Here is a 19,131-nt window from a genome sequence, read left to right on the forward strand (position 1 = left end):
GTGCGTGTCTTGCGTGCTGTGCGTGTCTTGCCTGCACTGCGTGTGTTGCACTGGCCGCGTCGCGTCGGGGACGAGACGGGCACCGATGCACCCGGTGGCCGTCGGGAACTCCGAGCAACGGGTCTGAGACCCGGTCGCAGCATCCCCGGCGTGCGGGTGCGCGACGAGTCTACTCCTCAGCGCCGGATCGGCGGCATCCGAAGCCTGCGGGCGCGTCCGGCGCCTGCGGGATCACTCGGCGACGCGCACCCGGATGATCAGGCCCGCGGCGACCACGACGCCGACCGCGGCGAGGTGGAGCGAGGACCAGACGGCGTCGGGGAAGGAGAACGGGAACACCGGGTTCCAGAGCACGACGATCGGCGCGAGCCCGATCAGCCAGTAGTACGCCTTCGCCTGGATGGCGAACCAGCCGATCACGGCCGCGAGGATCGCCACCGGGTAGCGCACGAAGTCGTACGCGTCGCCGCCGACCAGCGCGAGCCCCGCGAGCAGGATGATCGCTGCGAGGATCCCCGGCGCCAGCGCCATCCGCGCGCTCGAGCGGGACGGGTAGCGGGCGGTCGTGCCGCCGCGCGGGGGGCCGGACTTCTTCGCGTTCACCCGTCGATCGTACGGGGCGGGCACGACCGCTCCGCCCCGGACCCCGCACGGTCCCGCTCGGCTCCCGCCCCCTCACGCGAACCGACCCGAGCCGGGCGCACGCCCACCCACGGGCCCCAGAACGCGTCCACTCGTAGACTCACACCCCCGCGCCGTCACGAACGGACCCGAATCGGGGCCAGACCCACCCGAAGACCCCGTCAGCCGTCCGCTCGGCCTCCTCACCCCGAGCGAAGAGACCCGGACGGGGCGCGAATACGCCCGCAGACCCCATCCAGCGTCGACTCGATGGCCCGCGGCCCCGCTCGTGAGCGAACGGACCCGAACCGGGTTGGGGCAGGCCGGCACATCCCAGCACGGGTCCGCTCGAGCGCGGCACGCCGATCGAGACGACGCGAGACGGTCGCCGACGTGTTCATGGGTCACAGCCCGCGTCGTCTCGCGGACGGATACCCCCGCCGGGTATCGGTACTCCGGGCGTAAACTGGGCGGGTGATCGAGGATCTGAAGAAGCGCTCCCTGCACCGTGCCCGCATCCTGGCGGGCCAGATGCGCGGCCTCGAGAAGGCCATCGAGAACGAGGACTACTGCGTCGACATCGTCACGCAGTCGCTCGCCATCCAGAAGTCGCTCGGCTCGCTGAACAAGCTGATCGTCGAGAACCACCTGCGCACCCACGTCACCGCGATGTTCGACGAGGGCGGCGACGCGCGCGAGGCCGCCATCGCCGAGCTCGTGAAGATCTTCGAGCTCTCCAACAACCGCTCGTGACCGCGCTCACCGCCGTCCGCGGCGACATCACCCGCGAACAGGTCGACGTGATCGTCAACGCCGCCAATTCGTCGCTGCTCGGCGGCGGCGGGGTCGACGGCGCGATCCACCGCGCGGGCGGCCCCGAGATCCTCGAGGAGTGCCGGCGCCTCCGGGCGGGCGAGCTGCGCGACGGACTCCCCGCCGGCTCCGCGGTCGCGACCACCGCCGGCCGCCTCCCCGCCCGCTGGGTCGTGCACACCGTCGGTCCCGTGTACTCGCGGAGCGACGACCGCTCCGCCGTCCTCGCCTCCGCCTACACCGAGTCGATCCGCGTCGCCCGTTTCCTCGGCGCCCGGACCGTCGCCTTCCCCGCCGTCTCCGCCGGCGTCTACGGCTGGCCGATGGCCAGCGCGGCCCGCATCGCCGTCGACTCCGTCCGGCTCGCCGCCGCCGAGGACGGCCCGGGCGCCCTCGACGAGGTCCGCTTCGTGCTCTTCTCGGACGACGCGCTCGCCGCCTTCCGCGAGGCGCTCGCCTAGCTCGCCGTCCCGGTCGCGGCGCCGGTGCCCGTGCCCGCTCCGGTACCGGAGTCCGTCCCCGAGTCCGTCCCGGTGCCGGTCCCCTGGCCGCCGAACGACCCGGGCCCGCCGCCGCCGGGGAAGCCGCCGTCCGGCATCCCGCCGCGCTGAGACGGGTCGAATCCGCTCACGGCGGAGGACCCGACCGCGTTTCCGACGGCGTAGCCGATCCCGAAGCCGCCGCCCAGCAGCAGCAGACCGGCGAGGACGGCGAGCGCGATCCACCGGACGCGGCGCCGTCGCCAGAGCGGCTGCCGCGGCTGCGCCGGCTCCGACGCGCTCGGTGCCGCGGTCCCCGCCGTCGGCGGCGGCCACTCGGCCGTCCCCGGTGCCTGGTTCTCGATCGTGCTGCTCATGCTGCGCCTCCGGCTCTCGTCCGCACCCGGCCGGGTGCACGATCGACAGTGCCGTCGCCGCCTATGCCTCGGGCAAGAACCGCTGATCGATCCCCGAAGAGCCGACCGGCGGAGCGCTTTCTCTCGAGCGCCCGTGGAACGACGGAGGGAGCCGGACCCCTCGGTCACGGCTCCCTCCGGCTCCGCAGAACTGCTCGACGGCGAGGCGCTACGCCGTCTTCGGCCGCGCGAACTCGTCGTACGGCAGCGTGATCGGCCGGGTGCGCGGCGGCATCCGCAGCACGGAGTCCAGGGCCGGGCCGAGGGCCTCGCGCCAGGCGCCGTAGCCGGCCTCGTTGAGGTGCAGGCCGTCGGGCGAGTACTGCTCGAGCAGGGCGCCGTCCTCGCCGGCGAGCACCGGCCAGAGGTCGAGGTAGCCGGCGTGCGCGGTGGGCGCGAACTGCCAGAGGTGGCGGTTGACCTCGCGGATCTGCGCGCCGAACTCGCGGGCGCGCGGCAGGATCGACGTCACCAGGATCCGCACGTCGGGGAGGTCACGACGGAAGGTCGCGACGATGGTCTCGATGTTGCGCACGATGTGCTCGGTGGTGCGGTGGTAGGCCAGGTCGTTCGTCCCGACGAGCAGGACCACCGTGTCGGGCGCCCCCTCGACGAGCTCCGGCAGCCGCTCGACCACGTCGTCGCTGGTCGCCCCGCCGATGCCCTCGTCGACGACCGTCGACGCCGTCAACCACTCGTCCCAGGACCCGCCCTGGATGATGCTGTCGCCGATGAAGGCGACCTTTCCCAGCTGGAGATCGCGCCCCGCGTCCGTGTCCGATCGTTCGCTCATCGTGCTCCTCTCGTTCGCGTCCGAGGCGGCGTCGCCGCCCGCGGACCCCTCCATTGTCACCGCTGCGCCCCGCGCCCACCAGGGGAGCGCTCCTCGCCGGCGTCGGCGAGGTCGGCGGCGGTGGCCGTGATGCGGTTGGCCATCCCGTTGAAGATCACGCCGTGGAAGGGCAGGATCGCGAACCAGTAGAGCCGCCCGCCGAGCCCCTGCGGGAAGAAGACGGCACGCTGCGTGTAGACGGATCCGCCGTCCTCACCGGGCTCCGCGCGCATCTCCAGCCAGGCGCCGCCGGGCACCTTCATCTCGGCGCGCAGGCGCAGCAGCGTCGGCCGCTCGATCGCCTCGACGCGCCAGAAGTCCAGCGCGTCGCCCGCGTGCAGCCGCTCGGAGTCGCGGCGCCCGCGCTGCAGGCCCACTCCCCCGACGAGCTTGTCCATCCAGCCGCGGATCGCCCAGGCCAGCGGGAACGAGTACCAGCCGTTGGTGCCGCCGATGCCCTCGATGACCCGCCAGAGCTTCGCCGGGTCGGCGTCCGTCCGGCGCACCTTGAGGTCGACGTAGACCGTGTGGCCGGCCCACTCCGGGTCGCTCGGCAGCGGGTCGCTGGGAGCGCCGACGACCTCGGCGTTCTGCCAGCTGGTCTCGATCTCGCCCGCCTGCATCTTGCCCAGCGCGAGGCGCACCGAGCGGCGGTACGGCGTCAGCCCGCCCTCGGGGTCCGGGATCAGCCCGCGGATGTCGTCCTCGCGCACGACGCAGTCGTACTGCAGCGAGGCGATGATCGGCACCGCGAGCGAGCGCGGGATCGGCGTCACCAGGTTGACCCACTGCGAGGCGAGCCACGGCGTGAAGACCGGCAGCGAGGCGATCGGCCGCTGCGCGAGCCCCGCCTCGACCGCGTAGCCGTTCATCATCTGGCCGTAGCGGAGCACGTCCGGCCCGCCGATGTCGAAGGTGCGGTTCAGCGTCGCGTCCTCGAGGGCGGCGGCGCCGAGCAGGTAGTGCATCACGTCGCGGACGGCGATCGGCTGGATGAAGTTGCGCACCCACTGCGGGGCCGGCATGTAGGGCAGCACGTCGGTGAGGTGGCGCACCATCTCGAACGAGGTCGAGCCGGAGCCGATGATGACGCCGGCCTGCAGCGCGATCGTCGGCACGCCGGAGGCCATCAGGATGCGGCCGACCTCGGCCCGCGAGCGCAGGTGCGGCGACAGCGTCTCCACATCGGGGTGCAGACCGCCGAGGTAGACGATCCGCTCGACACCGGCGGCGATTGCGGCCTCGGCCACGTTCGTCGCGGCGCGGCTCTCGACCTGCTCGAAGCGCGCGTGGTCGGCGCCGGAGCCCATCGAGTGCACGAGGTAGTAGAGGACGCCGACGCCCTCGAAGGCGGCGGCCAGCGACTCCGGATCGCTGAGATCGCCCTGGGCGACCTCGACGTCGCCGGCCCACGGGACCTCGGCGAGCTTGCGCGGGTCGCGGACCAGCACGCGGACGCGGTAGCCGGCCTCGAGCAGGCGCGGGGTGAGGCGGCCGCCGATGTAGCCGGTCGCCCCCGTGACGAGCGCCAGCGGGCGCGACGGGGCGGGTGAGGATTCGCTCATGCGGCCACGCTACGCCGACGCCCCTGGGCGCTCTCCCGCTGGTGCGCGGGCACGGCCGCTGCTAGGGCCGCCGTCACGGTCGAGGGAGGGCCTCCCCGCGCGCCGGGTCAGCCGGCCGGTCGCTCCGCGCCGAGGATCGTGCGGACCTTCTCGACGTCGTCGTTCATCTGGCGGATCAGCGGCTCGACGCCCTCGTAGGCCACCTGGCCGCGGATGCGCGAGACGAAGGCGACGTCGACCACGCGGTCGTAGAGGTCGATGGTCTCGTCGAGCAGGTAGGCCTCGACCTGCTTGGGCGGCACGCCGACGAAGGTCGGGTTGCTGCCGACCGAGATCGCGGCCGGGTAGCTGCGGCCCTCGGTCACGAAGCGGCCCGCGTAGACGCCGTCGGCCGGGATCAGCCCCTGCGACTCGGGCGAGAGGTTCGCGGTCGGGAAGCCGAGCTCGCGCCCGCGCTTGGCGCCGTGCACGACGACGCCGCGCACCACCGGCTCGTGGCCGAGCAGCCAGGTCGCGTGCTCGACGTCGCCCTCGGCGAGCAGCTCGCGGATCCAGGTGGAGGAGACGCGGCGGCCGTGCTCGGGCCGCACGTCGTCGATCAGCTCGACCTCGAAGCCGTGGGTCTCGCCGAGCGTCCGCAGCATCGCGACGTCGCCGGCGCCGTGCGCACCGAAGCGGAAGTCGGAGCCGACCAGCACCACGCGCGCCTCCAGGGCGTCGACGAGCACCTGCTGGACGAACTCCTCGGCCGTGAGCGAGCGGAACCGCTCGTCGAAGGCCAGGAGCAGGGTCGCGTCGATCCCCGTCCCGGCCAGCAGCTCGAGCTTCTGCTCGTTGCCGACCAGCGCCGGCGGGCACTTCTCCGGGGCGATCACGCTGAGCGGGTTGCGGTCGAAGGTCACGACGACCGCGGCCAGCCCGCGCTCGCGCGCCCGGGCGTGAAGGGTGTCGATCACGGCGCGGTGGCCGGTGTGCACGCCGTCGAACTTGCCGATGGTGACCGCGGACGGGCCGATGCCGGTGAGGTCGGCCGGACGCTGCTCGACGCGCATCAGGCCGCCGTTCCCGCGGCGGACCGCCGGCCCTGCACCCGCAGCCACCACAGGCCGAGCACCGGCAGCACCAGCGGGATCAGCAGGTAGCCGGCGCCGAACGCCGCCCAGACCGTCGACTGCCGGCCGAACGGATCGGCGCTGGAGAGCCCGAGCAGCTGCGGCGCGAGCACGCTGATCGCGCCGACGACGAGCACGCCGACCAGCTCGAAGGTGATCGTCACGAAGGCGATGCGCTGCCAGACGCGGCCGGGAGCCACGAGGGCGATGGTCGCGAGGATGTAGACGACGGCGGAGAGCGCCGAGAGCGAGAAGGCGAGCGGCGCCTCGTCGAAGCGGTCGATGATCTGGAACACCGAGCGGCCCGTCGCGGCGAGCGCGAGGATGCCGTAGACGACCACGAGGAGGCTGCCGATCCCGCGGGACCGCGCCGAGCGGGCGGGTCGCTGATCGGGGTTCGGCAGAGCTGGGTCCTGGGCCGCCCGTCCGGGCGCATCGCTGGGTTGGTTCGACATCGCAGGGTCAATGGTAGGCGCTCGCTGCGCCCTCTCCCCCTCGGTCGGGGATCGGGAGCGTCAGGCGGCCTGGAAGAACCAGATCTGGTGCATCCGGTAGACCATCACGGCGATCGCGAGGCAGACGACGCCGAGGATGACCGTGCTCCAGCGGCTGCGCTCGATCAGCGCCCAGAAGCCGGCGGCGAGCGGCAGGATCAGCGCCGAGACCAGGTAGATGTAGAACTCGGGCAGGCTGCCCGAGGGCCGGTTGCCGACGAGCGGCGAGACGATCGCGACGGCGAGCTGGACGATCAGCAGCAGCTCGACGATCGCGGTGGCCCCGACCGTGACGTCGGAGGGGCGCCGGCCGATCATCCCGAGCACGAGGCAGAGCAGGCCGGCCGCGACGGCGACGCCGACCTGGAGCGTGGTGAACCAGTCGATCACGACGCGTCCACCCGGAGCTCCTCGGTGGGGAAGTTGACGACGCTCTTCAGGGCGGCGCCGCGGCGCTCGGCGAGTCCGATGAGGCGCTCGCCCGGACCGACAGCGGCGAGCAGTCCCTTGGCCCCCGCGAACGCCTCGGGCACGGGGATCCGCTTGCCGTTGGCGAGGTCGACCGCCTCGCCGGCGTCGAGGTGCAGGAGCGGGAACAGCTCGCCCGCGACGGCGGTCGGCGAGAGCAGCGCCGCCGGGACGTCGAGCTCGTCGATGACGCCGGCCTCGGCGACCCGGAACGGCCCGACGGCCGTCCGGCGGAGCACGGTGAGGTGCCCGCCGACGCCGAGCTCGGCGCCGAGATCGCGGGCGAGCGCGCGGATGTAGGTGCCGGAGGAGCAGGTGACCCGGACGTCGAGGTCGAGGAAGCCGTCCGCCTCGCGCCGCTCGAGCACGTCGAAGGCGCTGACCGTGACCGGCCGGGCCGGCAGCACGACCTCCTCGCCGTCGCGCACGCGGGCGTAGGCGCGCCGGCCGTCCACCTTGATGGCGCTGACGGCGCTCGGGATCTGCTCGATCGCTCCGGTGAGGGTCGCGACCACGGCGTCGACCGCGTCGGCGCTGAGGGCCGCGGCGGCCCCCGGTTCGGCGGTCGTCAGCGTCTCGCCCTCGCGGTCGTCGGTGCTCGTGGCGGCGCCGAGGCGGATCGTCGCCTCGTACTCCTTGTCGAGACCGACCAGGTAGGTGAGGAGCCGGGTCGAGGGGCCGAGGCCGAGGATCATCAGCCCGGTCGCCATCGGATCGAGCGTCCCCGCGTGCCCGACCTTGCGTGTTCCGGCGCGGCGGCGGGTCCGCGAGACGAGGTCGTGGCTGGTGATCCCGCCCGGCTTGTCCAGCAGGAGGATCCCGTTCGGAGCCGCCGCAGAAGGGCTGGGAGTCTCGAGCACGGGTGCGAGGATACACGCGCAGTTCGGGAGTCGGCCCCGGGGATCCCGCGCCCGGGACGGACCGCGCCCGCCGCGGTTCTAGGCTGTCCGGATGAGGATCGCCGTACTCGGAGCGGGCGCCGTCGGCGGCACCGTCGCCGCCCTCCTGGACCGCGCAGGACACGACGTCGAGGTGACCGCCCGGGGCGAGAACCTGACGGCGATCCGGCGGCAGGGCCTCCGCCTCGACGGCGCCTGGGGCGAGCACACCGCCTGGGTCCGCTGCGGCGAGACGCTCGACCTCGTCCCCGATCTCGCCGTGCTCTGCACGAAGGCGCAGGACGCCGAGGACGCGCTCCGCGCGAACCGGCGCACCGTCGACGGAACGCTCCTCGTCGTGGTGCAGAACGGGCTCGACGGACTGCAGGCCGCCGCCCGCCAGGTCCGCGACGCGCGCCTGGTCGGCGCCCTCGCGCTCTTCGCGGCCAGCCACCTCGAGCCCGGCCGCGTCACCGTCACCGCGCCGGCGACGACGACGCTCGGCGTCCCCGGCCGCCCGGCCGACGACGACGTCCGCCGCGCCGCCGCGACCCTCGGCGAGGCGGTGCCCACCGCCACCACCGACGACTTCCTCGGGGCGCAGTGGACGAAGCTGCTGATCAACGAGGTCAACGCGCTGCCCGCGATCACCGGCCTCTCGGTGCAGGAGACGATCGCGCACCCGGGTCTGCGCCGGCTGCTCGCACGGGCGATGCGGGAGGCGGCGCGGACCGGCCTGGCCTCCGGCGTCCGCTTCGGCGCGCTGCAGGGTCTCTCCGACGCCCGGATCCGCGCCCTGGCGGCGGCGCCGCTGCCCGTGGTCGAGCTGCTGCCCCGGCGGATGGCGACCCGGATGGGCGACGTGCCCAATCCGGGCTCCACGCTGCAGAGCGTGCGGCGCGGGGTTCCCAGCGAGATCGACCACCTGGCCGGCGCCGTCGTCCGCACGGCGCACCGCCTCGGGCGCGAGGCGCCGGTCAACCAGCTGCTCGTGGAGCTCGTGCACGAGGTCGAGCGCTCGGGTGCGTTCCTCCCCGCGGACGACGTGGTCCGTCGCGCGTCCTCCGTCTAGCGGACGGCCCGGTGCGGCCGGTCCGGCCGGGAGCTCAGCAGGAGTCGGCGAAGAGCCGGCGCGGGTGCTCCGGGTCGCGGACGTCCACCAGGATCCCCGCGATCCGCCGCGGGTCCGTGTTCGCGCGGTAGCTCTCGTCGACCGGCGGCTCCTGGGTGTCGAGCCGGATCGACGTGCTCCACGCGCCGCGGAGCTCGGGACGCAGGGCGAACGGCCCGTCGACGAGGAGCAGGGCGTCGCGGCCGGCGGTGCGCCAGCGCGCCTGCCGCGCCTCATCGCGCACGCCGTCGTAGCCGGCGAGGACGAAGCCGGTGCTCCCGCCCAGCTTGAACGGATCGAGCAGCACGCGCCGCAGCAGCTCGTAGTCGTAGCCGGCGAGGTACGCGCGCTGCGCCTCGGGGATCGACGGATCCTCCCGCTCGGCCCGGGGCTTCCGGAAGTCGGCGAGGTGCGCGACCACCGCGTCGCGGCCCGCCCGGCGCATCGCCTCGGCCAGCGCGAGCGCGAACGCGCCGGACACCTCCGGGTCGTCGCCGTCGATCCCGACCGCCACGCGGCCGTGCCCGTAGTTGTGCAGCACCTCCGTCGCGAGAGCGTCGAGCACATCGGCCTTCTGCGGAGCCCACTTGGTCATTCGCCCACGATACGCGGGACGGCCTAGGGTGACCTGATGCCCACCGGATCGACGCCCGTCGCACCGATGCCCGCGCTCTCCGCCGCGATCGTCGACTGGTTCCGCGAGAACGCCCGCGACCTGCCCTGGCGCCGCGAGGGCTTCCCTGCCTGGGGCACCCTCGTCAGCGAGTTCATGCTCCAGCAGACGCCGGTCGTCCGGGTGATCCCGCGGCTCGCCGAGTGGCTCGAGCGCTGGCCGACCCCGGCCGGTCTGGCGGCCGTCCCCCCGGGTGAGGCGGTGCGCGCCTGGCAGTCGCTCGGCTACCCGCGCCGGGCGCTGCGCCTGCACGCCTGCGCCGTCGCGATCACCGAGCAGCACGGCGGCGTCGTCCCGCACGACGTCGAGACGCTCCTCGCCCTGCCCGGCATCGGCGACTACACCGCACGCGCGATCGCCGTCTTCTCCTTCGGCCACCGCCACCCCGTCGTCGACACCAACGTCCGGCGCGTGATCGCCCGGGCGATCGACGGCGCGGCCGAGCCAGGCCCGCCGCGCGCGAAGACCGATCTCGCCGCGATGGAGGCGCTCCTCCCCGAGGACCTCGCCGACGCCGCCGCCTTCAACGCCGGCACGATGGAGCTCGGCGCGATCGTCTGCACCGCGCGCGCTCCCCGCTGCGACACCTGCCCGATCCGGGACGCCTGCGCCTGGCGGGCCGCCGGCTACCCGGCCTACGACGGCCCGGTCAAGGCACGCCAGAAGAAGTACGAGGGCTCCGACCGCCAGGTCCGCGGCCTCGTCCTCGCCGAGCTGCGCGCCGCGCACGGCCCGGTGACCGCCGCCGAGATCGCCTCGCTCTGGCCGGACGCCGAGCAGCGCGACCGCGCACTCGCCGGCCTCCTCGCCGACGGCCTCGCCACAGGCACCCCGGAGGACGGCTACCTCCTCCCCCACTCCTGACCGGGGCTCCGTGTCGGACGGGCCCGGTAGCGTGGCGCCGTGACCGGTCGCCGACTCCGACTCCCCCGCCCCGACGCCGAGCTCGACAGCGCGCTCGCCGCCGTCCGCACCGCGAACGACCTCCCCGGCGCCTTCCCGCCCGAGGCCCTCGCCGAGGCGGAGCAGGGCGATCGCACGGCCGACGACACGGGCCGGATCGACCTCACGGGTGTCCCCTTCGTCACGATCGACCCGCCCGGCTCCCTCGACCTCGACCAGGCCGTGCACCTCGAGCGCCGCGGCTCCGGAGTCGTGCTCCGCTACGCCATCGCCGATGTTCCGGCCGTCGTCCGCCCGGGAGGCGCCCTCGACGCGGAGACCCGCCGCCGAGGCCAGACCTACTACCTGCCCGACGGCCGCGTCCCGCTGCACCCGCCGGTCCTCTCCGAGGGCACCGCCTCGCTGCTCCCGGACCTCGACCGCCGCGCCCTGGTCTAGACCCTCGAGCTCGACGACGCCGCCGAGCCCCGAACGGTCCGCCTCGAGCGCGCCCTCGTCCGCAGCACCGCCCGGCTCGACTACGCGGGCGTTCAGCGCAGCGTCGACGCCGGCGAGCCGCACCCCTCGATCGCGCTGCTCCCCTGGTTCGGCACCGAGCGCCTCGCCCGCGAGGCCGAGCGCGGCGGAGCGAGCCTCGCCCTGCCCGACGAGGAGATCGTCGCCGTCGACGGCGGCTACCGGGTCGAGCGCCGGGCACCCCTGCCGTCGGAGGGCTGGAACGCCCAGGTCTCGCTGCTCACCGGCATGGCGGCCGCGACGATGATGCTCGGCGCCGGCGTCGGGATCCTCCGCACGATGCCCGCGGCCGACGACGCGACCGTCGCCGCCTTCCGCGCCCGCACGGACGCCCTCGGCGTCCCCTGGGGCGTCGACGAGCCCTACGGCGCCTACCTCCGCCGCCTCGACACCGCCGACCCCGCCCAGCTCGCGATCATGTCGGCCGCGGCGACGCTCTTCCGCGGCGCCGGCTACACCGCCTTCGACGGCGCCGCCCCCGAGCAGCCCGAGCAGGCCGCCCTGGCCGCCCCGTACGCGCACGTCACCGCCCCGCTCCGCCGCCTGGTCGACCGCTTCGCCCTGGCCACCTGCCTCGCGATCTCCACGGGCGAGGAGCTCGAGCCCTGGCTCCGCGGGGCCCTGCCCGAGATCCCGGCCCTGATGACCGCGAGCGACCGCCGCTCCGGAGCCGCCTCCCGCGCCGCCACCGCGGTCGTCGAGGCCGCGATCCTCCGCGGCCGTGAGGGCTCCTCCTTCGAGGGCGTCGTCGTCACCTCCGCGAGGACCCGCTCGCAGGTCCAGCTGCTCGACCCCGAAATCACGGTCGACGTGCCGACCCCGCAGACGCCGGGAGCCCGTGTCGTCGTCGTCCTGGAATCGGTCGACGTCGCCACGGGCTCCGCGGTGTTCAGGCCTGCTGCCTAGTCCTCGTCCTCGTCCTCGCGCGGCTTCACGTACGGGTCCGCGTCGCCGGCGTAGTCCGCCTTCGCGGCGAGCGACTGCACCTGGGTGTCCTGGTTGCGCGCCGTCGCGAGGAGGTCCTCGATGTGCTTCGCGTTCTCCGGGATCGCGTCGAGGATGAACTCGAGCGACGGCGTCAGCCGCGCCGTGATGTTCTTGCCGACCTCCGTGCGGAGCATGCCGGTCGCCGCCTTCAGAGCGAGCGCCGAGTCGGCGCGCTCCTCGTCGGTGCCGTAGACCGTGTAGAACACGGAGGCGTGCTGCAGGTCACCGGTCACCTGCACATCGGTGATGGTGACGAAGCCGAGTCGGGGGTCGCGGAGTCCGCGCTCGAGCCGCTTGGCGACGATCACCTGAATCCGTTCGGCGAGCTTCCTCGCCCGTGCCGGATCTGCCATGGCTGGTCCTCATCTCTCTCGACGAACCGTTCAGCTCGCCATCTAACCACTCCCCGGCAGTCCTGCCGGGGGCTTGCTCTGTCCTCGCCCGGTTCTGCGCGGCGCTGCCGGCGCGGATGGGGTGCCTCGCCGCGGCTCCTTCCCGCGCGGCTGCGCCGCGCCCGCCAGACCCGAGCCAGGAGCCGCGACGAGACACCCCACCCGCACCTCCCGTCCGTGCATACGGAAGTCCGTACTCCCGGTCCCCCTCCCGCGCAGGCGCCCCACCCCACGTTCAGGCGCAGGTATCCGACGCGACGTGCCCCGGCGTACCGAACCACTCCCGCGACTTCTGGCGAGTCGATCCTCCCGAAGGGAGGGAGCCCACTCCTGCCCTCGCGCGACAGGCTCGGGTCTGGCGGGCGGGCCGCAGGCCCGCGGGAAGTCGCGCGAGGGCAGGAGTGGGCTCCCGATCCCTCGTCAGACCAGGGGCCGAAAGCCGGAAGCCAAGGACCCCCTGGAACGCCGGAAGGCCCGGGCGGACCCGGGCCTTCCAGTGAGCATTCAGGGTCAGCCTCGCGGCTTCTCCTTCATCTCGATCGTCTCGATCTCGTCGCCGATCTGGATGTCGTTGTACTTGCCGAGACCGATACCGGCCTCGTAGTCCGTACGGACCTCCGTGACGTCGTCCTTGAAGCGACGCAGCGACTCGATGGCGAGGTTGTCGCCGACGACGACGCCGTCGCGGATGACGCGCGCCTTCGAGTTGCGGGTGATCGTGCCGGAGCGGACGATGACACCCGCGATGTTGCCGACCTTCGAGGAGCGGAACACCTCGCGGATCTCGGCGATACCGGACTGGACCTCCTCGTACTCGGGCTTGAGCATGCCCGTGAGCGAGTTCTCGACCTCTTCGATCGCGTTGTAGATGACCGAGTAGAAGCGGATGTCCACTCCCTCTCGAGCAGCGCGCTCTCGGGCCTTCGGGTCGGGGCGGACGTTGAAGCCCACGATGATCGCGTTGTCGATCGTCGCGAGGTTGACGTCCGACTCCGTGATCGCACCGACACCGCGGTGGATGATGCGCAGCTGCACCGAGTCGTCGACCTCGATCTTGACGAGCGACTCCTCCAGCGCCTCGACGGCACCGGACACGTCGCCCTTGATGATGAGGTTGAGCGACTCGACCTTGCCCTCCTCGAGAGCACGGGTGAAGTCCTCGAGCGAGATGCGCTTGCGGGCCTTGGCCAGCAGGGCGTTGCGCTGAGCGGCTTCGCGCTTCTCGGCGATCTGGCGGGCGGTGCGGTCCTCCTCGGTGACGAGGAAGGTGTCGCCGGCGCGGGGCACGGACGACAGTCCCTGCACCTGCACCGGTCGCGACGGCACGGCCTCGAGCACGGCGACGCCGTTCTCGTCGGCCATCGCACGGACGCGGCCGTAGGCCGTTCCCGCGACGATCGCATCGCCGACGCGCAGCGTTCCCGATTGGATGAGGACCGTCGCGACGGCACCGCGTCCCTTGTCGAGCTTGGCCTCGATCGCGACTCCGCGGGCCTCCTTGTCGGGGTTGGCGCGCAGGTCGAGACCGGCGTCCGCGGTGAGCAGCACGGCGTCCAGGAGGTCCTGGATGCCGGTGTTCGCGCGGGCCGACACGTCGACGAACATGACGTCTCCGCCGTACTCCTCGGCGACCAGACCGAACTCGGTCAGCTGCTGACGCACCTTGGCCGGGTTGGCGTCGGGCTTGTCCACCTTGTTGACCGCGACCACGATCGGCACGTTGGCCGCCTGGGCGTGGTTCAGCGCCTCGATGGTCTGCGGCATGATGCCGTCGTCCGCCGCGACCACGAGGATCGCGATGTCCGTGACCTGGGCACCGCGGGCTCGCATGGCGGTGAACGCCTCGTGACCCGGGGTGTCGATGAAGGTGATCGGGCGCTCGATGCCCTCGTGCTCCGCGACGACCTGGTACGCACCGATGTGCTGCGTGATGCCGCCCGCCTCGCCGGCGACGACGTTGGCGTTGCGGATCGCGTCGAGCAGGCGCGTCTTTCCGTGGTCGACGTGACCCATGACGGTGACGACGGGGGGACGGATCTGGAGGTCCTCGTCCGTCTCGTCCTCGAGCTCCTGCTCGAGGTCGAGGCCGAAGCCCTCGAGGAGCTCCTTGTCCTCGTCCTCGGGCGAGACGACCTGGATCTTGAAGCCGAGCTCACCGCCGAGCACCTCGAAGGTGGCCTCGTCGAGCGACTCGGTCGCCGTCGCCATCTCGCCGAGGGCGAAGAGGACGGTGACCAGGTTGCCGGGGGGCACAGGCACGCCGGTCATGGCCTCGATCTTGTCGGCGAAGTCCGAGATCGACGCGCCGCGGCGCAGACGGATGACCGTCTTGCCGTCGCCGCGGGGGACGCTGACGCCGCCGAGCGACGGGGCCTCCCTGAGCTCGAACTCCTGACGCTTCGTGCGCTTCGACTTGCGGGCCTTGCTCTTGCCGCCACCGCGACCGAAGGCACCAGCGGTGCCACCACCGGGGCCGCGACCGCGACCGCCGCCGCCACCGGGACGAGGGGCGAAGCCGCCACCCGCTCCGGGGGCGCCGCCGGGGCGCTGGAAGCCGCCGCCGGCCGGACGGCCGGGGCCGCCGGGACGACCGGCTCCGCCACCGGGACCGCCGGGACGCTGGCCGAAGCCGGCGGGGCGCTGGCCCATGCCGGGACCGCCGGGTCGGGGCGCACCGGGGCGAGGAGCCGCGGGACGGGGGATGTTGCTGGGCGTCGGGCGCGAGCCCATGCCCTGCGAGCTGGCGAACGGGTTGTTGCCCGGACGCGGGGGCGTCGCGGGACGCTGGCCCATGCCCTGGTTGCTCGCGAAGGGGTTGTTGCCCGGACGCGGTGCGCCACCGGGACGGCTGGAGCCGCCGGGAGCGGAGCTGCCGCCGGACTTCGGCGGGGCCGCCGCCGGGGCCGGACGCGGGGTCGCCGGCTTCGGTCCGCCGGGGGTGGCGGGCGAGGCGGCGGGGGTCGCTGCAGCGGGCTTCTCGGCCGCGGGCGCCGGAGCGGCGGCCTCGGTCGGAGCCGGAGCGGCGGGGGCGTTCGCAGCGGCCTGGGCGCGAGCCGCGGCCGCGGCCTCCTGGGCGGCCTGGGCGGCAGCCTGGCGCTCGGCGACCGACATCGGCGGAGCCGGCGCCGGAGCGGGCGGCTTGGCCGGGCCGGGCATCGGCGCGGAGGGGCGTGCGCCCGAGGGGCGGGGAGCCCCGGGACGGGCGGTGCCGGCGGCGGGCGCCGACGGGGTCGTGGAGGCACCCGTGCTCGCGCTGCCCTGGAGGGCCTGGCGGAGCTTGCGGGCGACGGGGGGTTCGATGCTGGACGACGGTCCCTTGACGAACTCGCCCAGTTCTTTCAACTTCGCAAGTGCGACCTTGCTGTCGACGCCGAGTTCGGCGGCGATCTCGTGCACGCGTGGTTTAGCCACTTCTCTCCTGTCTCGGACCTGCGCCCAAGACGGGGCAGGCCATCACAAACGGACGGATCTCATTTCGAGCCGCTCATCAGTCGTTGCTCATGATCAGTTCACGGGCCGTTCTGCCTGTTCTCTCTGCGGTGTGATCGTTCGCCTGGCCGGTTCCTCAGGGTGAGGAGCCGAGCCGGTCAGGTCACGGGTGACGTACTGCTCCACGGCGCTCGCGTCCACGCTCTCGCGCGTCCGGAACGCCCTGCTGAACGCGCGGCGCTTCACCGCGAGCTCGTAGCAGTCGTACGCGTCGTGCAGCCACGCTCCCCGCCCAGCACGGACACCCCGCGGATCTACCACGAGGACGTTCGAGGGGAGGACGAGCCTCAGAAGTGAGGCCCTTGGGGCGCGCAGACGGCAGCCGACGCACGTTCTGACGGGTTCCACTGTACTCCCTCGTTCCCGGGAGCGCCTCCCCGCACCGCCGACAGCGGGGATCACTCCCCGTCCATCACCGAATCGGGCTGGATGTCGATCTTGGCGCCGGTGAGCTTGGCGGCGAGCCGGGCGTTCTGGCCCTCCTTGCCGATCGCGAGCGAGAGCTGGTAGTCCGGCACGAGCGCGCGCACGGCCTTGAGGCTCTGGTCGATCACGAAGGCGCTGGTCACCTTGGCGGGCGAGAGCGCGCTGGCGACGAAGGTCGGCAGGTCGGAGGAGTAGTCGACGATGTCGATCTTCTCGTTGTTCAGCTCCGCGGTCACCGCGCGCACGCGCTGGCCGAGCTCGCCGATGCAGGCGCCCTTGGCGTTGACGCCCGGCTCGGTCGCCCGCACGGCGATCTTGGTGCGGTGGCCGGCCTCGCGGGCGAGCGAGACGATCTCGACGACGCCGGAGGCGATCTCCGGGACCTCGAGGGCGAAGAGCTTGCGGACCAGCGACGGGTGCGTCCGCGAGACCTGGACCGACGGGCCCTTCGTGCCGCGGCTGACGCTCGTGACGTAGACGCGGATGCGGCGGCCGTGGCTGTAGTCCTCGCCCGGCACCTGCTCCTCGGGCGAGAGGATCGCCTCGATGGAGCCGAGATCCACGTGGATCATCTTCGGGTTCGGGCCCTGCTGGATGACGCCGGCGACGATGTCGCCCTCACGGCCCTTGAACTCGCCGAGGATCTTCTCGTCGCCGATGTCGCGCAGCCGCTGGTTGATGACCTGCTTGGCGGCGAAGGCCGCGATGCGGCCGAAGTCGCGCGGCGAGTCCTCGGACTCGCCGACGACGGCGCCCTCCTCGTCGATCTCGGGCACGAACACGCTGACGTGCCCGGTCTTGCGGTCGAGGTGCACGCGGGCGTCCACGGCGGTCGCCGCGTCGGCGTCGTCCGCCTGTCCGATGTGCTTGAGGTAGGCGGTGAGGATCGCCTGCTCGATGATCTGCACGAGTTCCTCGAAGGGGATCTCGCGCTCGCGCTCCAGCAGGCGCAGAACGCTCAGGTCGATGTCCACGGGCGGGCCTTTCTCTCTATTCACTTGGGTGGCGTGGCGGCGCAGCGCGACCACGTCGAAGTCCGGCCCGACGCCGGCGGCACCACGGCACGGAGCCGGGCCCGCGCGTCGGGACCATTGAGCATAGCCGACCGCGCCGGACGCGGACGGAGAGGACGGCGCCGGTCAGGCGCCGAGTCGGGCCAGCGCCTCGGCGGCGGCCAGCTGCTCGCGCTCGCCGGTGCGGCGGTCCCACAGCTCGACGATGCCGTCGGCGGCGCTGCGGCCCGCGATGACGATCACCGGCACGCCGATCAGCTCGGCGTCGCCGAACTTCACGCCGGGAGAGACCTTCGGCCGGTCGTCGATCAGCACGTCGCGGCCCGCGGCCTCGAGCGAGGCGCCGACGGACTCCGCGAGCGCGAGCGCCGCCGGGTCCTTGCCGGTCGCGATCACGTGCACGTCGAACGGCGCGACGTTCTCGGGCCAGATCAGGCCGCGGTCGTCGTGGTTGCTCTCCGCGATGATCGCGAGGATCCGGGTGACGCCGATGCCGTAGGAGCCCATGGTGACGGTGACGAGCTTGCCGTTCTCGTCGAGGACCTTGAGACCGAGCACGTCCGCGTACTTGCGGCCGAGCTGGAAGACGTGGCCGATCTCCATGCCGCGCGCGGTCTCGATCGGGCCGGAGCCGTCCGGAGCGGGGTCGCCCGAGCGGACGTCGGCCACCTCGACGACGCCGTCGCCGGAGAAGTCGCGACCGGCGACGAGGTCGAGCACGTGCTTCCCGGCGACGTTGGCGCCGGTGATCCAGGAGGTGCCCTGGACGACGCGGGGGTCGAGCAGGAAGCGGATCCCGCTGCCCGACTCCTCGCCCAGGACCGCGCCCTCGGCCGACCACGGGCCGATGTAGCCCTTGACCAGCGCGGGGTGCTTCGCGAAGTCCTCCTCGGTCGCGGCCTCGACCTCGGCGGGGGCGAAGGCCACCTCGGCGCGCTTGAGGTCGACGTCGCGGTCGCCGGGCAGGCCGACGACGACGAGCTCGCGGGTGCCGTCGAGCGCGGTGAGCGCGAGGACGACGTTCTTGAGCGTGTCGCCGGCGGTCCAGGCGCGGCCGTCGGCGCGCGGCTCCTGGGCGTTGGCGAGGTCGACGAGCGTCTGGATGGTCGGGGTGCCGGGCGAGTCGAAGACGCGCGCCGCGGAGAGCCCCTCGAGCGGGAGCGCCGCGGGGACGGGCGTGCGGTACGCCTCGACGTTGGCCGCGTAGCCGCCGGCCGAGCGCACGAAGGTGTCCTCGCCGACCGGGGTCGGGTGCAGGAACTCCTCGCTGCGCGAGCCGCCCATCGCGCCGGCGTCCGCCTGCACGATCACGTACTCGAGTCCGAAGCGCTGGAAGATCCGCTCGTAGGCGTCGCGCTGCAGCTGGTAGCTCGCGTCGAGACCGGCGTCGGTGTAGTCGAAGGAGTAGGCGTCCTTCATCGTGAACTCGCGGCCGCGCAGGAGGCCGGCGCGGGGACGCGCCTCGTCGCGGTACTTGTCCTGGATCTGGTAGAGCGAGAGCGGCAGGTCCTTGTAGGACGAGTAGAGGTCCTTGACCAGGAGGGTGAAGAACTCCTCGTGGGTCGGCGCCAGCATGTAGTCCGCGTCCTTGCGGTCCTTCAGGCGGAAGACGCCGTCGCCGTACTCGGTCCAGCGGCCGGAGAGCTCGTAGGGCTCGCGGGGCAGCAGCCCGGGGAAGTGGACCTCCTGCGCACCGGCGGCCGCCATCTCGGCGTGGATGATCGCCTCGATGCGGCGCTTCACCTTGAGCCCGAGCGGCAGCCAGGCGAAGACGCCGGGCGCCTGGCGCCGGATGTAGCCGGCCCGGACGAGGAGGCGGTGGCTCGCGACCTCGGCGTCGGCCGGATCCTCTCGGAGGGTGCGGACGAACAGGTGCGAGAGACGGGTAACCACGAGGGACGATCCTATCCGGAGTCCGCGGCGGGGTGTCCCGCGCGAGCCGG

The 19,131-nt window shown here is 73.2% G+C and carries 20 protein-coding genes; 6 read left to right on the plus strand and 14 right to left on the minus strand.

Annotated elements, in window-relative coordinates:
• Positions 1 to 231 precede the first annotated feature (231 nt).
• Positions 232 to 603: a DUF6804 family protein gene (locus HQQ86_RS02030; RefSeq protein ID WP_243839899.1), complete on the minus strand. Its 372-nt coding sequence runs from the start codon at positions 601 to 603 to the stop codon at positions 232 to 234.
• A gap of 492 nt (positions 604 to 1,095) precedes the next feature.
• On the opposite strand from HQQ86_RS02030, the gene HQQ86_RS02035 reads away from it, so the two are divergent.
• Together HQQ86_RS02035 and HQQ86_RS02040 are read left to right on the plus strand one after the other, a co-directional pair.
• The gene (locus tag HQQ86_RS02035) at positions 1,096 to 1,374 is read left to right on the plus strand and encodes a metal-sensitive transcriptional regulator (RefSeq protein WP_123445545.1); all 279 of its coding nucleotides are present in this window, start codon (positions 1,096 to 1,098) and stop codon (positions 1,372 to 1,374) included.
• Positions 1,371 to 1,895, plus strand: coding sequence for an O-acetyl-ADP-ribose deacetylase (locus HQQ86_RS02040; protein WP_173286068.1), 525 nt, complete (start codon positions 1,371 to 1,373; stop codon positions 1,893 to 1,895). The genes HQQ86_RS02035 and HQQ86_RS02040 overlap by 4 nt, the downstream gene beginning before the upstream one ends.
• On the opposite strand, the gene HQQ86_RS02045 is transcribed toward HQQ86_RS02040, so the two are convergent.
• The 7 genes from HQQ86_RS02045 to truB form a co-directional block, all read right to left on the minus strand.
• The gene (locus HQQ86_RS02045; protein WP_173286069.1) at positions 1,892 to 2,290 is read right to left on the minus strand and encodes a hypothetical protein; all 399 of its coding nucleotides are present in this window, start codon (positions 2,288 to 2,290) and stop codon (positions 1,892 to 1,894) included. The two genes, HQQ86_RS02040 and HQQ86_RS02045, sit on opposite strands and share 4 nt — an antisense overlap.
• A gap of 208 nt (positions 2,291 to 2,498) precedes the next feature.
• Positions 2,499 to 3,122 (minus strand): GDSL-type esterase/lipase family protein, encoded by a 624-nt coding sequence (locus HQQ86_RS02050; protein WP_159423135.1) that lies wholly within the window; start codon positions 3,120 to 3,122, stop codon positions 2,499 to 2,501.
• Between the two features lie 56 nt (positions 3,123 to 3,178).
• Positions 3,179 to 4,726 carry an SDR family oxidoreductase gene (locus HQQ86_RS02055; protein WP_173286070.1) on the minus strand — a complete coding sequence of 516 codons (1,548 nt, stop codon included), beginning with the start codon at positions 4,724 to 4,726 and terminating at the stop codon, positions 3,179 to 3,181.
• Between the two features lie 107 nt (positions 4,727 to 4,833).
• On the minus strand, positions 4,834 to 5,778 hold the full coding sequence (locus HQQ86_RS02060; RefSeq protein ID WP_173286071.1) for a bifunctional riboflavin kinase/FAD synthetase: 945 nt from the start codon (positions 5,776 to 5,778) through the stop codon (positions 4,834 to 4,836).
• Positions 5,778 to 6,293 carry a hypothetical protein gene (locus tag HQQ86_RS02065; RefSeq protein ID WP_254071770.1) on the minus strand — a complete coding sequence of 172 codons (516 nt, stop codon included), beginning with the start codon at positions 6,291 to 6,293 and terminating at the stop codon, positions 5,778 to 5,780. The genes HQQ86_RS02060 and HQQ86_RS02065 overlap by 1 nt, the downstream gene beginning before the upstream one ends.
• A 60-nt stretch (positions 6,294 to 6,353) precedes the next feature.
• Positions 6,354 to 6,722 (minus strand): hypothetical protein, encoded by a 369-nt coding sequence (locus HQQ86_RS02070; RefSeq protein WP_173286072.1) that lies wholly within the window; start codon positions 6,720 to 6,722, stop codon positions 6,354 to 6,356.
• On the minus strand, positions 6,719 to 7,660 hold the full coding sequence (gene truB, locus HQQ86_RS02075) for a tRNA pseudouridine(55) synthase TruB (RefSeq protein ID WP_173286073.1): 942 nt from the start codon (positions 7,658 to 7,660) through the stop codon (positions 6,719 to 6,721). Before truB ends, HQQ86_RS02070 begins: the two co-directional genes overlap by 4 nt.
• A gap of 91 nt (positions 7,661 to 7,751) precedes the next feature.
• On the opposite strand from truB, the gene HQQ86_RS02080 reads away from it, so the two are divergent.
• Positions 7,752 to 8,750 (plus strand): ketopantoate reductase family protein, encoded by a 999-nt coding sequence (locus HQQ86_RS02080; RefSeq protein WP_173286074.1) that lies wholly within the window; start codon positions 7,752 to 7,754, stop codon positions 8,748 to 8,750.
• 34 nt (positions 8,751 to 8,784) lie between these two features.
• On the opposite strand, the gene HQQ86_RS02085 is transcribed toward HQQ86_RS02080, so the two are convergent.
• On the minus strand, positions 8,785 to 9,384 hold the full coding sequence (locus HQQ86_RS02085; protein ID WP_173286075.1) for a hypothetical protein: 600 nt from the start codon (positions 9,382 to 9,384) through the stop codon (positions 8,785 to 8,787).
• 66 nt (positions 9,385 to 9,450) lie between these two features.
• On the opposite strand from HQQ86_RS02085, the gene HQQ86_RS02090 reads away from it, so the two are divergent.
• From HQQ86_RS02090 to HQQ86_RS21085, 3 genes are all read left to right on the plus strand, one after another.
• Positions 9,451 to 10,326 carry an A/G-specific adenine glycosylase gene (locus tag HQQ86_RS02090; RefSeq protein WP_173287466.1) on the plus strand — a complete coding sequence of 292 codons (876 nt, stop codon included), beginning with the start codon at positions 9,451 to 9,453 and terminating at the stop codon, positions 10,324 to 10,326.
• A 39-nt stretch (positions 10,327 to 10,365) separates the two neighbouring features.
• Positions 10,366 to 10,803 carry an RNB domain-containing ribonuclease gene (locus HQQ86_RS21920; RefSeq protein WP_367948518.1) on the plus strand — a complete coding sequence of 146 codons (438 nt, stop codon included), beginning with the start codon at positions 10,366 to 10,368 and terminating at the stop codon, positions 10,801 to 10,803.
• 306 nt (positions 10,804 to 11,109) lie between these two features.
• Positions 11,110 to 11,787 (plus strand): hypothetical protein, encoded by a 678-nt coding sequence (locus HQQ86_RS21085; RefSeq protein ID WP_254071771.1) that lies wholly within the window; start codon positions 11,110 to 11,112, stop codon positions 11,785 to 11,787.
• Here the strand turns inward: HQQ86_RS21085 and rbfA are convergent.
• The 5 genes from rbfA to HQQ86_RS02120 all read right to left on the minus strand — a co-directional run bounded on the left by rbfA (position 11,784) and on the right by HQQ86_RS02120 (position 19,081).
• Positions 11,784 to 12,221: a 30S ribosome-binding factor RbfA gene (gene rbfA / locus HQQ86_RS02100; RefSeq protein WP_123445535.1), complete on the minus strand. Its 438-nt coding sequence runs from the start codon at positions 12,219 to 12,221 to the stop codon at positions 11,784 to 11,786. The genes HQQ86_RS21085 and rbfA overlap by 4 nt on opposite strands.
• Positions 12,222 to 12,770: 549 nt before the next feature.
• A complete protein-coding gene (infB, locus tag HQQ86_RS02105; RefSeq protein ID WP_173286076.1) occupies positions 12,771 to 15,671 on the minus strand; it encodes a translation initiation factor IF-2 in 2,901 nt (966 codons plus the stop codon).
• 93 nt (positions 15,672 to 15,764) lie between these two features.
• The gene (locus tag HQQ86_RS02110; RefSeq protein ID WP_308197497.1) at positions 15,765 to 16,151 is read right to left on the minus strand and encodes a YlxR family protein; all 387 of its coding nucleotides are present in this window, start codon (positions 16,149 to 16,151) and stop codon (positions 15,765 to 15,767) included.
• Positions 16,148 to 17,149 carry a transcription termination factor NusA gene (nusA, locus tag HQQ86_RS02115; protein ID WP_173286077.1) on the minus strand — a complete coding sequence of 334 codons (1,002 nt, stop codon included), beginning with the start codon at positions 17,147 to 17,149 and terminating at the stop codon, positions 16,148 to 16,150. The genes HQQ86_RS02110 and nusA overlap by 4 nt, the downstream gene beginning before the upstream one ends.
• 165 nt (positions 17,150 to 17,314) lie before the next feature.
• Positions 17,315 to 19,081: a proline--tRNA ligase gene (locus HQQ86_RS02120; RefSeq protein WP_173286078.1), complete on the minus strand. Its 1,767-nt coding sequence runs from the start codon at positions 19,079 to 19,081 to the stop codon at positions 17,315 to 17,317.
• Between the last annotated feature and the right edge of the window lie 50 nt (positions 19,082 to 19,131).

Source organism: Rathayibacter sp. VKM Ac-2857, assembly GCF_013205025.1.
Classification (GTDB): Bacteria; Actinomycetota; Actinomycetes; order Actinomycetales; family Microbacteriaceae; genus Rathayibacter.

Bases quoted from the DNA above. Each gene is read 5' to 3' on its own strand.
- HQQ86_RS02045 (WP_173286069.1), bottom strand. From the start codon at position 2,290: ATGAGCAGCACGATCGAGAACCAGGCACCGGGGACGGCCGAGTGGCCG.
- HQQ86_RS02050 (WP_159423135.1), bottom strand. From the start codon at position 3,122: ATGAGCGAACGATCGGACACGGACGCGGGGCGCGATCTCCAGCTGGGA.
- HQQ86_RS02055 (WP_173286070.1), bottom strand. From the start codon at position 4,726: ATGAGCGAATCCTCACCCGCCCCGTCGCGCCCGCTGGCGCTCGTCACG.
- HQQ86_RS02060 (WP_173286071.1), bottom strand. From the start codon at position 5,778: ATGCGCGTCGAGCAGCGTCCGGCCGACCTCACCGGCATCGGCCCGTCC.
- HQQ86_RS02065 (WP_254071770.1), bottom strand. From the start codon at position 6,293: ATGTCGAACCAACCCAGCGATGCGCCCGGACGGGCGGCCCAGGACCCA.
- HQQ86_RS02080 (WP_173286074.1), top strand. From the start codon at position 7,752: ATGAGGATCGCCGTACTCGGAGCGGGCGCCGTCGGCGGCACCGTCGCC.
- HQQ86_RS02085 (WP_173286075.1), bottom strand. From the start codon at position 9,384: ATGACCAAGTGGGCTCCGCAGAAGGCCGATGTGCTCGACGCTCTCGCG.
- HQQ86_RS02090 (WP_173287466.1), top strand. From the start codon at position 9,451: ATGCCCGCGCTCTCCGCCGCGATCGTCGACTGGTTCCGCGAGAACGCC.
- HQQ86_RS21085 (WP_254071771.1), top strand. From the start codon at position 11,110: ATGGCGGCCGCGACGATGATGCTCGGCGCCGGCGTCGGGATCCTCCGC.
- rbfA (WP_123445535.1), bottom strand. From the start codon at position 12,221: ATGGCAGATCCGGCACGGGCGAGGAAGCTCGCCGAACGGATTCAGGTG.